This window comes from Streptomyces sp. NRRL F-5630 (genome assembly GCF_000719475.1).
In the GTDB taxonomy this organism is placed as follows: domain Bacteria; phylum Actinomycetota; class Actinomycetes; order Streptomycetales; family Streptomycetaceae; genus Streptomyces.
Genome location: NZ_JOGO01000001.1, coordinates 1 through 13,876, shown reverse-complemented (window position 1 = coordinate 13,876; position 13,876 = coordinate 1). Strand labels below are relative to the sequence as shown.

10 protein-coding genes are annotated in these 13,876 nt (G+C 73.3%); 4 read left to right on the top strand and 6 right to left on the bottom strand.

Translation table 11 applies throughout. From position 1 onward, the window contains the following. The 5 genes from IF99_RS0100050 to IF99_RS0100030 all read right to left on the bottom strand — a co-directional run bounded on the left by IF99_RS0100050 (window position 1) and on the right by IF99_RS0100030 (window position 6,761). On the bottom strand, window positions 1-2,130 hold the full coding sequence (locus IF99_RS0100050) for a 3-hydroxyacyl-CoA dehydrogenase NAD-binding domain-containing protein (protein WP_030994172.1): 2,130 nt from the start codon (window positions 2,128-2,130) through the stop codon (window positions 1-3). Next, window positions 2,127-3,341, bottom strand: coding sequence for a thiolase family protein (locus tag IF99_RS0100045; protein WP_030994171.1), 1,215 nt, complete (start codon window positions 3,339-3,341; stop codon window positions 2,127-2,129). The genes IF99_RS0100050 and IF99_RS0100045 overlap by 4 nt, the downstream gene beginning before the upstream one ends. 273 nt (window positions 3,342-3,614) lie before the next feature. Continuing rightward, window positions 3,615-4,910: an HRDC domain-containing protein gene (locus IF99_RS0100040; RefSeq protein WP_030994170.1), complete on the bottom strand. Its 1,296-nt coding sequence runs from the start codon at window positions 4,908-4,910 to the stop codon at window positions 3,615-3,617. Between the two features lie 99 nt (window positions 4,911-5,009). After that, complete coding sequence (locus tag IF99_RS0100035; RefSeq protein ID WP_007820863.1) at window positions 5,010-5,669, bottom strand: helix-turn-helix transcriptional regulator; 660 nt, start codon at window positions 5,667-5,669, stop codon at window positions 5,010-5,012. 429 nt (window positions 5,670-6,098) lie between these two features. Then, window positions 6,099-6,761 carry a DUF3000 domain-containing protein gene (locus tag IF99_RS0100030; RefSeq protein WP_030994169.1) on the bottom strand — a complete coding sequence of 221 codons (663 nt, stop codon included), beginning with the start codon at window positions 6,759-6,761 and terminating at the stop codon, window positions 6,099-6,101. Between the two features lie 214 nt (window positions 6,762-6,975). Between IF99_RS0100030 and hemE the strand changes: the two genes are divergently transcribed. Further along, window positions 6,976-8,034 carry a uroporphyrinogen decarboxylase gene (gene hemE / locus IF99_RS0100025; protein WP_030994168.1) on the top strand — a complete coding sequence of 353 codons (1,059 nt, stop codon included), beginning with the start codon at window positions 6,976-6,978 and terminating at the stop codon, window positions 8,032-8,034. 97 nt (window positions 8,035-8,131) lie between these two features. On the opposite strand, the gene IF99_RS0100020 is transcribed toward hemE, so the two are convergent. Continuing rightward, window positions 8,132-9,505: an FAD-dependent oxidoreductase gene (locus tag IF99_RS0100020; RefSeq protein ID WP_030994167.1), complete on the bottom strand. Its 1,374-nt coding sequence runs from the start codon at window positions 9,503-9,505 to the stop codon at window positions 8,132-8,134. 224 nt (window positions 9,506-9,729) lie between these two features. Here IF99_RS0100020 and hemG point away from each other — a divergent pair, with 224 nt between their 5' ends. The 3 genes from hemG (at window position 9,730) to IF99_RS0100005 (ending at window position 13,817) form a co-directional block, all read left to right on the top strand. After that, window positions 9,730-11,208, top strand: coding sequence for a protoporphyrinogen oxidase (gene hemG, locus IF99_RS0100015; protein WP_030994166.1), 1,479 nt, complete (start codon window positions 9,730-9,732; stop codon window positions 11,206-11,208). Window positions 11,209-11,306: 98 nt separating this feature from the next. Next, a complete protein-coding gene (hemQ, locus tag IF99_RS0100010; RefSeq protein WP_030994165.1) occupies window positions 11,307-12,023 on the top strand; it encodes a hydrogen peroxide-dependent heme synthase in 717 nt (238 codons plus the stop codon). A 213-nt stretch (window positions 12,024-12,236) separates the two neighbouring features. Then, a complete protein-coding gene (locus IF99_RS0100005) occupies window positions 12,237-13,817 on the top strand; it encodes an FMN-binding glutamate synthase family protein (protein WP_030994164.1) in 1,581 nt (526 codons plus the stop codon). Window positions 13,818-13,876: the final 59 nt, after the last annotated feature.

Here is a 13,876-nt window from a genome sequence, read left to right as displayed (position 1 = left end):
TCAGGCCGCCGGGACCGAGGCTACTCCAGGGGCCAGGAAACGCTTGCCCGTGACCCGCTCGCTGACGCCCGCGCGGTCCAGGTACGGGGTGATGCCGCCCAGGTGGAAGGGCCAGCCCGCGCCCGTGATGAGGCACAGGTCGATGTCCTGCGCCTCGGCGACGACGCCCTCGGCGAGCATGAGGGAGACCTCCTCGGCGACCGCGTCGAGCACGCGGTCGCGCACCTGGTCCTCCGTCAGGACCTTGTCGCCCTGCTGGAGGAGCGCGGCGACCTCGGGGTCCAGCTCCGGCGTGCCGGAGTCGTACACGTAGAAGCCGCGCTTGCCCGCCTCGACGACCGCCTTGAGGTTCGGCGAGACCGTGAAGTGGTCGGGGAAGGCGCCGTGCAGCGTCTCGGAGACGTGCAGGCCGATCGCCGGGCCGACGAGCTCCAGGAGCACGAGCGGCGACATCGGCAGGCCCAGCGGCTCGACGGCCTTCTCGGCGACGGCGACCGGGGTGCCCTCGTCGATGACGTTCTGGATCTCGCCCATGAAGCGGGTCAGGATGCGGTTCACGACGAACGCCGGGGCGTCCTTGACGAGCACCGCGCTCTTCTTCAGCTTCTTCGCCACGGCGAAGGCCGTCGCGAGCGAGGCGTCGTCCGTGGCCTCGCCGCGCACGATCTCCAGGAGCGGCAGGACCGCGACGGGGTTGAAGAAGTGGAAGCCGACGACCCGCTCGGGGTGCTTGAGCTTCGACGCCATCTCGCTCACCGAGAGCGAGGACGTGTTCGTCGCGAGGATCGCCCCCTCGGGCACGACCGCCTCGACCTCGGCGAAGACCTGCTGCTTGACGCCGATCTCCTCGAAGACGGCCTCGATCACGAAGTCCGCGTCCGCGAAGCCCTCGGCCTTGTCCAGGACACCGCTGACCAGGCCCTTCAGGCGGTTCGCCTTGTCCTGGTTGACGCGGCCCTTGGCGAGCAGCTTGTCGATCTCGTCGTGCACGTAGCCGACGCCCTTGTCGACGCGCGCCTGGTCGATGTCGGTCAGCACGACCGGCACTTCGAGGCGGCGCACGAACAGGAGCGCGAGCTGCGAGGCCATGAGCCCGGCGCCGACGACGCCGACCTTGTTGACCGGGCGCGCGAGCGACTTGTCGGGCGCGCCCGCCGGGCGCTTCGCGCGCCGCTGCACGAGGTCGAAGGCGTACAGGCCGCTGCGCAGCTCACCGCTCATGATGAGGTCCGCGAGCGCCTCGTCCTCGGCGTCGAAGCCGGCCTGGAGGTCGCCGTCCTTCGCCGCCGCGATGATGTCCAGGGCGCGGTACGGGGCCGGGGCGGCGCCGTGCACCTTGCCGTCCGCGAGGAAGCGGCCCGTGGCGACGGCCTGGTCCCAGGCCTCGCCCCGGTCCACCTCGGGACGCTCGACGGTGATCTCGCCCTTGAGGACGGCCGCCGTCCACAGCAGCGACTGCTCCAGGAAGTCCGCGCCCTCGAAGATCGCGTCCGCGATGCCGAGTTCGTAGACCTGCTTGCCCTTGAGCTGCCGGTTCTGGTTGAGCGAGTTCTCGATGACGACCTTGACGGCCTTCTCGGCGCCGATCAGGTTCGGCAGCAGGGTGCAGCCGCCCCAGCCGGGGACGAGGCCGAGGAAGACCTCGGGCAGCGAGAACGCGGGCAGCGCGGCGGAGACGGTGCGGTACGCGCAGTGCAGGCCGACCTCGACGCCACCGCCCATCGCCGCGCCGTTGTAGTACGCGAACGTGGGCACCGCGAGGCCGGAGAGGCGCTTGAAGACCTCGTGCCCGCCGTGGCCGATCGCGAGCGCGTCCTCGCGGCGCTTGAGCAGCCCGACGCCCTTGAGGTCGGCGCCGACCGCGAAGATGAACGGCTTGCCGGTGATGCCGACCCCGACGATCCGCCCGTCGGCCGCCTCCTGCTCGACCTGGTCGATCGCGGCGCTCAGGTTCGCGAGCGAGGCGGGGCCGAAGGTCGTCGGCTTCGTGTGGTCGAGGCCGTTGTCCAGCGTGATGAGCGCGAAGCGGCCCGCGCCGGGGAGGTCGAGGTGGCGCACGTGCGCCTGCGTGACGACCTCGTCGGGGAAGAGCGCGGCGGCTTCCCGCAGCAGCTCGGTGGTGGTGCTCACTTGCCCTCCCAGTGGGGGTTCTCCCAGATCACGGTGGCGCCCATGCCGAAGCCGACGCACATCGTGGTGATGCCGTACCGCACCTCGGGCTGCTCCTCGAACTGCCGCGCCAGCTGGGTCATCAGCCGGACACCGGAGGAGGCGAGCGGGTGGCCGTAGGCGATCGCGCCGCCGTACTGGTTGACGCGCGGGTCGTCGTCGGCGATGCCGTAGTGGTCGAGGAAGGCGAGGACCTGGACGGCGAACGCCTCGTTGATCTCGAAGAGACCGATGTCGGAGATGGACAGGCCCGCCTTGGCGAGCGCCTTCTCCGTCGCGGGGATCGGCCCGTAGCCCATGACCTCCGGCTCGACGCCCGCGAAGGCGTACGAGACGAGGCGCATCTTGACCGGCAGGCCGTTCTCGCGCGCGAAGTCCTCGGAGGCGATGACCGACGCGGTCGCGCCGTCGTTGAGACCCGCCGCGTTCCCGGCGGTGACCCGGCCGTGCGGGCGGAAGGGGGTCTTCAGGCCCGCGAGCTGCTCGATCGTCGTGCCCGGCCGCATCGGCTCGTCGGCCGTCGCGAGGCCCCAGCCCGTCTCCCCGCCTTCGGGCGAGGTACGGCGGATGGAGATCGGCACCAGGTCGGCCTGGATCTTGCCGTTCGCGTACGCCTTCGCCGCCTTCTCCTGCGAGCGCACGGCGTACTCGTCGGCGCGCTCCTTGGTCAGGTGCGGGAAGCGGTCGTGCAGGTTCTCCGCCGTCATGCCCATGAAGAGGGCGGACTCGTCGACGAGCTTCTCGGAGACGAAGCGCGGGTTCGGGTCGACGCCCTCGCCCATCGGGTGGCGGCCCATGTGCTCGACGCCACCGGCGATCACCACGTCGTACGCGCCGAAGGCGATCGAACCGGCGGTCGTCGTGACCGCCGTGAGCGCGCCCGCGCACATGCGGTCGATGGAGTAGCCGGGGACCGACTGGGGCAGCCCGGCGAGGATGCCGGCGGTGCGGCCCAGCGTCAGGCCCTGGTCGCCGAGCTGCGTCGTCGCGGCGATCGCGACCTCGTCGATCTTCTGCGGGTCCAGGTCCGGGTTGCGGCGCAGCAGCTCCCGGATGGCCTTCACGACGAGATCGTCGGCGCGTGTCTCGTGGTACATGCCCTTGGGGCCCGCTTTGCCGAACGGGGTGCGGACGCCGTCGACGAAGACGACGTCCCGGATGGTACGAGGCACGTTGGCTCTCCTCCAGGGTGCGGGACGGAACTGCCACGCGGCACGGCGGGGCGTGTCGCTCTCCCGGTCATGCTACTCGTGAGTAACCGTAAGTGGCACCCCCCTCTTGTCTCGCGTCGGCTCCGCCTCCGGAAGCGCCGGTGCCGGTGTCGAGCCACCCGACGTGCTCGGTGGGCTCGTTCCTCGCCCACCTGCGCGCGACGGGCGTCTCGACACCGTCGCGCTTCCTTCGGCTCCGTCGACGCTGCTCGGCCCTCCGGGCCTCGGGTGTGGCTAGGCCGCGTGGGCCTGGAGGGCCCGGGTCAGGACCGGGGTCACGTGCTCGATCTGCCAGCGCCTCGCCCCGTACCCCCGCAGCGCCTCCGCGACCGCGTCCGGGTCGGGGGATGCCGGGGGCTCCCAGCACACGCGGCGCACGGTGTCGGGCGTGATCAGGTTCTCCTGCGGCAGGTGCAGGCGCTCCGCGAGCGTGTTGACGCCGGCCCGCGCGGCCGAGAGACGGGCCGCCGCCTCCGGGTCGCGGTCCGCCCAGGCGCGCGGCGGCGGGGGCCCGGCGACCGAGGCGCCCTGCTGCGGCAGTTCGCTCTCGGGCAGCTCCCTGGCCCGGTCGATCGCGGCCTGCCACTGGTCGAGCTGCCGCTTCTGGGCGCCCCGCCCGAAGGCGGGGAGCGCGCCGAGCGCGTGCGCGTTCACCGGCACGGCGAGCGCGGCCTCGACGATCGCGGCGTCGGGCAGGACCTTGCCGGGCGAGATGTCGCGCCGCTGCGCGATGCGGTCGCGCAGCGTCCACAGTTCCCGTACGACCGCGAGCTGACGGCGCCTGCGGACGCGGTGCATCCCCGAGGTGCGGCGCCAGGGGTCCTTGCGCGGGGCGGGCGGCGGCGCGGAGGCGATCGCGTCGAACTCCTCCAGCGCCCACTCCAGCTTCCCCTGCCGCTCCAGCTCCTTCTCCAGCGCGTCGCGCAGGTCCACGAGGAGTTCGACGTCGAGCGCCGCGTACCGCAGCCAGGGCTCGGGCAGCGGCCGGGTCGACCAGTCGACGGCCGAGTGCCCCTTCTCCAGCGTGTAGCCGAGGACGCTCTCGACCATCGCGCCGAGCCCGACGCGCGGGAAGCCCGCGAGCCGCCCGGCCAGCTCCGTGTCGAAGAGGGAGTGCGGGATCATCCCGATCTCGCGCAGGCACGGCAGGTCCTGCGTCGCCGCGTGCAGGTCCCACTCGGCGGAGGCGAGCGCGGCGCCGAGTCCGGAGAGGTCGGGGCAGGCGACGGGGTCGATGAGCGCGGTGCCCGCACCCTCGCGCCGCAGCTGTACGAGGTAGGCGCGCTGCCCGTAGCGGTAGCCGGAGGCCCGCTCGGCGTCGACGGCGACGGGGCCGCTGCCGCTCGCGAAGGCGGCGACGGCGGAGGCGAGGCTCTCGGGGTCCGCGATGACGGGGGGAATGCCCTCGCGCGGTTCGAGGAGGGGGACCGGTGCCGGATGCGCGGCGCCTTCGGCGGGCCCGGGGTCCGTCCCGGAGACCTGCGGTGCGGTGGCTGCTGGGCTGTCTTGGGCGTCGGTGGCATCGGTCACCGGTCAAGGGTATCCGGGGACGTGCCGGAGGCCACCGACGGAATGTTCCGCCGGTGGCCTCCCTGGGGGACGGGGGTGTGGACCCGGGTGCTCGGGTACTCAGTGGATGATGCCGGTACGCAGGGCCACGGCGACCATTCCGGCGCGGTCACCGGTGCCGAGCTTGCGGGCGATACGGGCGAGGTGGCTCTTGACGGTCAGTGCGGACAGGCCCATCGAGACGCCGATGGCCTTGTTGGACTGGCCCTCCGCGACCAGTCTGAGCACCTCGACCTCACGACCCGACAGCTCGCGGTAGCCGCCCGGGTGGCTCGGGGTACCCGGGGGGCGACGGTGAGTGCGGGAAGCGGCGCCGAGCTGGGCCGCGCCGGGACGGCCCGGCAGCCCGACGTTGGTACGGGTGCCGGTGACGACATAGCCCTTGACCCCGCCCGCGAGGGCGTTGCGCACGGCACCGATGTCGTCGGCCGCGGAGAGGGCGAGCCCGTTGGGCCAGCCCGCGGCGCGGGTCTCGGAGAGAAGGGTGAGCCCGGAACCGTCGGGCAGGTGGACATCGGCCACGCAGATGTCGCGCGGGTTGCCGATGCGGGGACGGGCCTCGGCGATGGACGAGGCTTCGATGACGTCGCGTACGCCGAGCGCCCAGAGGTGCCGGGTGACCGTGGAGCGCACCCGGGGGTCGGCCACGACGACCATCGCGGTCGGCTTGTTCGGACGGTAGGCGACCAGGCTTGCGGGCTGCTCAAGAAGAACGGACACCGGGCCTCCTGTGGTGGGGGAGAGGAGCGGGACGGTCCCGGCCGGGGAAGAAGCCGGGCGAACCGTGCCGACAAGGTCGAAATGAATGTCGGCAGCACGCCTGGAGTCCTTTAGGGGATGATCACGAACGAGGGAGGAAAAAGCCGGAATGATTAGGACGGGTTTTCGATCACGAAGAGATCGGAACGAGAACTCGAACGAATCAGGTCCCGCGTGTCATCCGTTCGTGAACGACGCCATGTCTTCCCCTACCGGTCCGTAACCGATCCGTAATCGTCAGTCCCGTGCGCCGGGGCCTTGCTGCCGACCCGTCACCGGGCTTGCCGGGCGGGCCCGTCAGCGGGCCCAGGGGCCGACCTGCGTCCGGGCCCGTCACCGGACCCCCGCGACCGGGCCTGTCAGCGGCCTCGCCGCCCGGTCCGTCCGTCCTCAGGAGCGCGGTCCCCTGCGCTGCGGCAACGAGACCACCGCCGCCTCACCCGGCCCCGTCGCCGGGGGGAGCCCGGCGATCTGCGAGAGCAGCTCGCACCACGCCGCGAGGTGCGCCGTCGCGTCGGGCACGCCGCTCGGCGACTCGCGCGGGGTCCAGGAGGCGCGGATCTCGATCTGCGAGGCGGAGGGGCGTTCGCGCAGGCCACCGAAGTAGTGCGAACTCGCCCGCGTCACCGTGCCCCCCGCCTCCCCGTAGGCGAGACCGCGCGCCGTGAAGGCTCCGGTCAGCCACGACCAGCACACCTCAGGGAGCAGCGGGTCGGCGGCGAGCTCCGGTTCCAGCTCGGCGCGGACGAGCGTGACCAGGCGGAAGCGGCCCTTCCAGGCCTCGTGCCCGGCGGGGTCGTGGAGCAGGACGAGCCGTCCGTCCGCGAGATCCTCGTCCTCGCCGTCGGCGACGGCGGCCTCCAGCGCGTACGCCCACGGTGCGAGGCGCCGCGGGGCCCGCGTGGGGCTCAGCTCGATCTCGGGGCGGGGGCGCGCCGCGCGCAAGGCCGCGACGGCGGCACCGAAATCGGCCGGAGCCCCCTGAAAGTCAGTCCCACCCGTACCGCCTGTTCCGTCCGTACCACCGGATTGTGGTTCCTGAGCCGCAGCCATGCGGCGAAGCGTATGCGCATTCGCGCGGGGGGACGGGGGGTGCTCGCCGTGTGGCGAAAGGTTTGGCCGGAAGTCGGGGCGGCCTCGCGGGACCCCGCCGCGGTCCCGGACACGGGGCCCGGCCCGGGCCCCCGCTCCCCGCACGCCGGAGGGGTTCGCTCGGACCGGGCTCCTCGTGCGAGGGCGTGGCGGGGGGAATGACAGACTTGTCGTCGTGAGTGCCAATGACATCCCGCCGCCCGTGACCCCCCGCGACTCCGCCTTCCTCAAGGCGTGCCGGCGCGAACCCGTCCCGTACACGCCTGTGTGGTTCATGCGCCAGGCCGGGCGGTCGCTGCCCGAGTACCTCAAGGTGCGCGAGGGCATCCCGATGCTGGAGTCCTGCCGGCGCCCCGAACTCGTCGCCGAGATCACGATGCAGCCGGTCCGGCGCCACAAGGTCGACGCGGCCGTCTACTACAGCGACATCGTCGTCCCGCTCAAGGCGATCGGCGTGGACGTCGACATCAAGCCCGGCGTCGGCCCGGTCGTCGCCGACCCGGTCCGCACCGCCGCCGACCTCCAGCGCCTGCGCCCGCTCGTGCCCGAGGACGTCTCCTACGTCACCGAGGCGGTCGGCCTCCTCACGGCCGAACTCGGCGCGACCCCGCTCATCGGCTTCGCGGGCGCGCCCTTCACGCTCGCGAGCTACCTCGTCGAGGGCGGCCCCTCGCGCAACCACGAGCGCACCAAGGCACTCATGTACGGGCAGCCCGAGCTGTGGGCCCAGCTTCTGGACCGCCTCGCCGACATCACCACCGGCTTCCTCAAGGTGCAGATCGAGGCGGGCGCCTCGGCCGTGCAGCTCTTCGACTCCTGGGTCGGCGCGCTCTCCCCTGCCGACTACCGCCGCTACGTCCGGCCCGCGAGCGCGAAGGTCCTCGCCGGCGTCGCCGGGTACGGCGTGCCCCGCATCCACTTCGGGGTCGGTACGGGCGAACTGCTCCACGACCTCGGCGAGGCGGGCGCGGACGTCGTGGGCGTGGACTGGCGGGCCCCGCTCGACGAGGCGCCCCGCCGCGTCGGCCCGGGCAAGGCGCTCCAGGGCAATCTGGACCCGGCGGTGCTCTTCGCCGACGAGGCCGCGATCCGCGAGAAGACGACGGAGGTCCTGGACGCGGCCCGCGACCTGGAGGGCCACATCTTCAACCTCGGCCACGGCGTGCTCCCCACGACGGACCCCGGCGTCCTGGCGGACCTCGTCGCGGACGTCCACGAGCGCACGCGGCGCTGAACGGCAGCGGGGGTACGGGGCGGCGGCGGGCTCCCGGGCGGGGGCGCGGACGTGAGGGCCGCCTCCGTACCGCCGTCCCGCCCCCGGACCGGGCCCGTCATCCCGCCGCCCGTACCGCCTTGACCGCCTTGCGGGCCGCGACGAGCACCGGGTCCCACACCGGCGAGAACGGCGGCGCGTAGCCGAGGTCGAGAGCCGTCATCTGCTCGACCGTCATCCCGGCCGTGAGCGCGACCGCCGCGATGTCCACGCGCTTGCCCGCGCCCTCGCGGCCGACGATCTGCGTGCCCAGGAGCCGCCCCGTGACGCGCTCGGCGATCATCTTGACCGTCATGGGTGCCGCGTCCGGGTAGTACCCCGCGCGACTCGTCGACTCGATCGTCACGCTCACGAACTGGTACCCGGCCTCGGCGGCGTCCCGCTCGCGCATCCCCGTACGCCCGATCTCCAGCTCGCATACCTTGCTCACCGCCGTGCCCACGACGCCCGGGAACGTCGCGTAGCCGCCGCCGACGCGGGAGCCGATGACCTGGCCGTGCTTGTTGGCGTGTGTGCCGAGCGCGATGTGCCGGGTGCGCCCGGCGAGCAGGTCCAGCACCTCGACGCAGTCGCCGCCCGCGTAGATCTCCTCGTGCCCGCGCACGCGCATCGCGAGATCCGTGAGCAGCCCGCCCGCCGGCCCGAGCGGGAGACCCGCGGCGCGCGCGAGGTCGGTCTGCGGGCGGACCCCGAGGCCGAGCACGACGACGTCGGCCGGGTACTCCGCCTCGTTGGTGCGCACCGCCTCCACGTGCCCGTCCCGTCCCGTGCGGAGCGCGGTCACGGCCGTCCCGTTGACCATCGTGATGCCCATGCCGCGCATCGCCTCGTCGACGAGCGCGCCCATGTCCGGGTCGAGCGTCGTCATCGGCTGCGGCGCCTGGTTGACGACGGTCACCTCGTAGCCGCGCCGGATCAGGGCCTCGGCCATCTCGACGCCGATGTAGCCCGCGCCGACGACGACCGCGTGCTTGCCGCGCGCCCGGGACAGCGTCGCGAGGAGGCGCTCGCCGTCGTCGAGCGTCTGCACGCCGTGCACACCGGGCGCGTCGATGCCCGGCAGGTCCGGACGCAGCGGCGCTGCCCCGGTCGCGAGGACGAGCTTGTCGTACGAAGTCCAGTACTCGCCGCCCGACTCCACCTCGCGCGCCCGCACGCGGCGCCCCTCGATGTCGAGTTCCGTCACCTCGGTGCCTGTGCGCAGGTCGATGTCGCGCGCCCGGTGCTCCTCGGGCGTGCGCGCCACGAGTTCGTCCGGGCCCGCGACATCCCCGCCGACCCAGTAGGGGATGCCGCAGGCCGAGTACGAGGTGTGCCGCCCGCGCTCGAAGGCGATGATCTCCAGCTCGTCCGGGCTCTTGAGCCGGCGTGCCTGCGAGGCCGCCGCCATCCCCGTCGCGTCGCCGCCGATGACGACCAGTCGTTCACTCATACGGGCAGGCTACGCGGAGTGATCAGCGCCGGGCGGGGGGACCGCGGGTCCGCGCCGGGGGTGTCGGTGGCGGGGGCTCGGGTGTGCCGCCGGCGCCGGGGCGTCCGGCGGGTCCGAGGGGCCCGGGGAGGGAAGCACGGCGCGGAGGCGCGCGCCTCCGGCGACCGCCCCCGCAAGCCCGACCCTGCCGCCGCCCGCTGTCCGTACGGTGAGAAAGTGGACCCATGAGCGAAGTCCCCCGCAGCACCCCCGTCTCCGCCACTTCCTCACCGCTGCCCGCGCCGTCCCCCGGCGAGCCCGCACCCGGCACCGCTCCCCGCCTCCTCGTCCTCGGCGGCGGCATCACCGGGCTCGCCGCCGCGCTGCACGCGGTCGACGCCGGTGCCCGTGTGACGCTCGTGGAGGCCGCCGCGCGGCTCGGCGGCAAGCTGCGCTCCGGCGAGATCGAGGGCGTACGCGTCGATCTCGGCGCCGAGTCGATGCTCGCCCGGCGCCCCGAGGCCGTCGCTCTCGCGGGCGCCGCGGGACTGCGCCACAAGCTCCAGCCGCCGAACACGGCGAGTGCCTCGCTGTGGACGCGCGACGCGCTGCGCCCGATGCCGAAGGGACACGTCATGGGCGTCCCGGCGGAGGCGGGAAGCCTCGCGGGGGTGCTCTCGGACGAAGGGCTGCGGCGGATCGAGGCGGAGGCGGGTCTGCCGCCCGAGGAACTGGGCGACGACGTCGCGATCGGCGAGTACGTGGCGCGCCGCCTGGGCCGTGAGGTCGTCGACCGGCTCGTGGAGCCGCTGCTCGGCGGGGTCTACGCGGGCAACGCGTACCGCCTCTCGATGCGGGCCGCCGTACCGCAGCTGTGGAAGACCGCCCAGGAGCACCCGCGCCTGACCGACGCGGTGCGCGCCGCGCAGGCGGATGCCGCGCGCGCGGCGAGCGGCAAGCAGCCGGGCGGCCCGGTCTTCCAGGGCCTCAAGGGCGGCCTCGGCACCCTGCCGCTCGCGGTGGCCCGCACCGTGCGCGACCGGGGCGGCGAGATCCGGACGGGGACGGCTGCCGAGGAACTGCGCCGCACCCCCGACGGCTGGCGCGTCGTCCTCACCGACGGCAGTGTCCTCGCGGCGGACGCGGTCGTCGTCGCGCTGCCCGCGCCCCGCGCCGCGCGGCTGCTCGACGCGGAGTCCCCGGCGGCGGCGGCCGAACTGCGCGCGGTCGAGTACGCCTCCATGGCGCTCGTCACGCTCGCCTACCGCCGCTCCGACACGGCCGCGCTGCCCGCGGGGAGCAGCGGCTTCCTCGTCCCGCCCGTCGACGGCCGCACGATCAAGGCCTCGACGTTCAGCAGCCAGAAGTGGGCGTGGGTGGACGAGGAGAATCCCGAACTGCTCGTGCTGCGGACCTCGGTCGGGCGCTACGGCGACACCGCCGACCTCGCGCGCGACGACGCGGAGCTCGTGAGCCTCTCGCGGCGCGACCTCCGCCTCGCCACGGGCCTCGACGCGCGCCCCGTCGCCTCCCTCGTGACGCGCTGGAACGACGGCCTGCCGCAGTACCCGGTGGGCCACCACGGCCGCGTCGCGCGCGTGCGCGAGCACGTCGCGAAGCTTCCCGGCCTCGCGGTGTGCGGCGCGGCGTACGACGGCGTGGGCATCCCGGCGTGCGTGGCGAGCGCGCGGGCGGCGGTCGACGGCTTGCTGCGCGCCGGCTGAGCCTTCCGGCACGGTGCGGGCTCCCCGGCGGCGGAGCGTCGCCACGGCTGGGGAGCCCGGCGTCGGATCGCGAAGAGCGAGGAAGCAGAATGAGCGGTATGAGTGCTGCTCCTGAGAAGATCCCCAACGCGGGCAAGAAGGCCAAGGACCTCAACGAGGTCATCCGCTACACCCTGTGGTCCGTCTTCAAGCTCCGCGACGTGCTGCCCGAGGACCGGTCCGGCTACGCCGAGGAGGTCCAGGACCTCTTCGACCAGCTCGCCGCCAAGGACGTCACCGTGCGCGGCACGTACGACGTCTCCGGGCTCCGCGCCGACGCCGACCTCATGATCTGGTGGCACGCCGAGACCTCGGACGCGCTCCAGGAGGCGTACAACCTCTTCCGCCGCACCCGCCTCGGCCGTGCCCTGGAGCCGGTCTGGTCGAACATGGCGCTGCACCGCCCGGCGGAGTTCAACAAGTCCCACATCCCGGCGTTCCTCGCCGACGAGGACGCGCGCGCCTACGTCAGCGTGTACCCCTTCGTACGCTCCTACGAGTGGTACCTGCTGCCCGACGAGGAGCGCCGCACGATGCTCGCCGACCACGGCAAGATGGCCCGCGGCTTCCCCGACGTGCGCGCCAACACGGTCGCGTCGTTCTCGCTCGGCGACTACGAGTGGATTCTCGCCTTCGAGGCCGACGAGCTGCACCGCATCGTCGACCTCATGCGCCACCTCCGTGCCTCCGAGGCGCGCCGCCACGTCCGCGAGGAGGTCCCCTTCTACACGGGCCGCCGCCGCTCGGTGAGCGAACTGGTGCGCGACCTGGCCTGAGGCGCGGGGTACCGGGCGGCGGGCCGCACGGCTTCGCCGCCCGGTACCGCAGGCGCGGGTGAGGCGCCCCCCGCCGGTGCCCGTGCCGCGTCGGGCACGGGGCGCGCCGCGTGAGGTTCGTGAGCGAATCCGGCGGAAGTCGCACGGGAATTGCCTTTTCATGAACATCCCGTGGGGCATGAACGCATCGCGGGCGGACAGGCCCTGAACGTGATGCGTTTCGTCGTGGTCGTCCTCCTGTCGCTCTGCGCGGCCGCCGGTGCGGTCGCCGCCTTCGCCGTCTCGCCCTGGTGGTGGTGCGGAGCGGCCCCGCTGCTCGCGCTCGCCCTGCTGGCCTGGGCCGATCTCCTCCAGCCCCGGCACTCGATCCTCCGCAACTATCCCGTCCTCGGGCACCTGCGCTTCCTGCTCGAATCGCTGCGGCCCGAACTCCAGCAGTACTTCGTGGAGCGGAACTTCGACGGCCGCCCCTACGACCGGGACACACGGAGCATCGTCTACGAGCGGGCCAAGGGCGTCGACGCCGAGCAGCCCTTCGGCACCGAGCGCGACGTCTACGCGGTGGGTCACGAGTCCCTGGTCCCCTCCCTCGCGCCCGTCCGGCAGCCCGAGGAGGCACCCCGGGTACGGATCGGCGGGCCGGACTGCTCCCAGCCCTACGACATGGCCCTGCTCAACGTCTCCGCGATGAGCTTCGGCTCGCTCTCCGCCCAGGCGATACTCGCCCTCAACACCGGTGCGGCGCGCGGCGGCTTCGCGCACGACACGGGTGAGGGCGGGCTCTCCGAGTACCACCTGCGCCCGGGCGGGGACCTGGTGTGGGAGATCGGCACCGGCTACTTCGGCTGCCGCACACCCGACGGGGACTTCGACCCGGAGCAGTTCGCCGAGAAGGCCGCCCACCCGGCGGTGCGCTGCCTGTCGCTCAAGCTCAGCCAGGGCGCCAAACCGGGGATCGGCGGGGTGCTGCCCGGCGACAAGGTCAACGCGGAGATCGCCTCCGTGCGCGGTGTGCCGCAGGGCGAGACGGTCATCTCACCGCCGTACCACCGCGTCTTCTCCACGCCTCGCGGACTCGTCCGCTTCCTCGCCCGGATGCGCGAGCTGGGCGGGGGCAAGCCGGTCGGCTTCAAGCTCTGCGTGGGTTCGCGCCGTCAGTTCCTCGCCGTCTGCAAGGCGATGCGGGAGGAGGGCGTCACCCCGGACTTCATCGTCGTCGACGGTGCCGAGGGCGGGACCGGCGCCGCCCCGCTCGAATTCGCCGACCACCTCGGGATGCCGCTCACCGAAGGACTCATCACGGTGCACAACGCCCTCGTGGGGACCGGCCTGCGCGAGCGGGTGCGCATCGGCGCCAGCGGCAAGGTCGCGACCGGCAGCGATCTCGTCAAGCGGCTGCTCATGGGAGCCGACTACACCAACGCCGCCCGCGCCATGATGTTCGCCGTCGGCTGCGTGCAGGCGCAGCGCTGCCACACCAACCGCTGTCCCTCCGGGGTCGCCACGCAGGACCCGCGGCGGGCCCGCGCACTGGACGTGGCCGACAAGTCGGCGCGCGTGGCCCGCTACCAGGAGGCGACCGTCAAGAGCGCCTTGCAGATCATGGCCGCGATGGGCGTCAGCGAGCCGGGCGGCCTGCACCCGGGGCAGTTGATGCGGCGCGAGCCGGACCGCGCCTTCCGCGCCTTCGACGAGCTCTACGACTGGCTGGAGGACGGGGAACTGCTCACCGGTGCCCCCGAAGCCTGGGCCGCCGACTGGAAGCACGCGGACCCGGACGTCTTCGCGGTCTGAGCCGCCCTCCCCTCCCGCCCGGCCACCCCGCCCGCGTCACGCTCGTCCCGCCCGGACCC

Excerpts from the sequence above, each read along its gene's own strand:
- IF99_RS0100030 (WP_030994169.1), bottom strand. The coding sequence starts at position 6,761 with ATGGCTGCGGCTCAGGAACCACAATCCGGTGGTACGGACGGAACAGGC.
- IF99_RS0100020 (WP_030994167.1), bottom strand. The coding sequence starts at position 9,505 with ATGAGTGAACGACTGGTCGTCATCGGCGGCGACGCGACGGGGATGGCG.
- hemG (WP_030994166.1), top strand. The coding sequence starts at position 9,730 with ATGAGCGAAGTCCCCCGCAGCACCCCCGTCTCCGCCACTTCCTCACCG.
- hemQ (WP_030994165.1), top strand. The coding sequence starts at position 11,307 with ATGAGTGCTGCTCCTGAGAAGATCCCCAACGCGGGCAAGAAGGCCAAG.
- IF99_RS0100005 (WP_030994164.1), top strand. The coding sequence starts at position 12,237 with ATGCGTTTCGTCGTGGTCGTCCTCCTGTCGCTCTGCGCGGCCGCCGGT.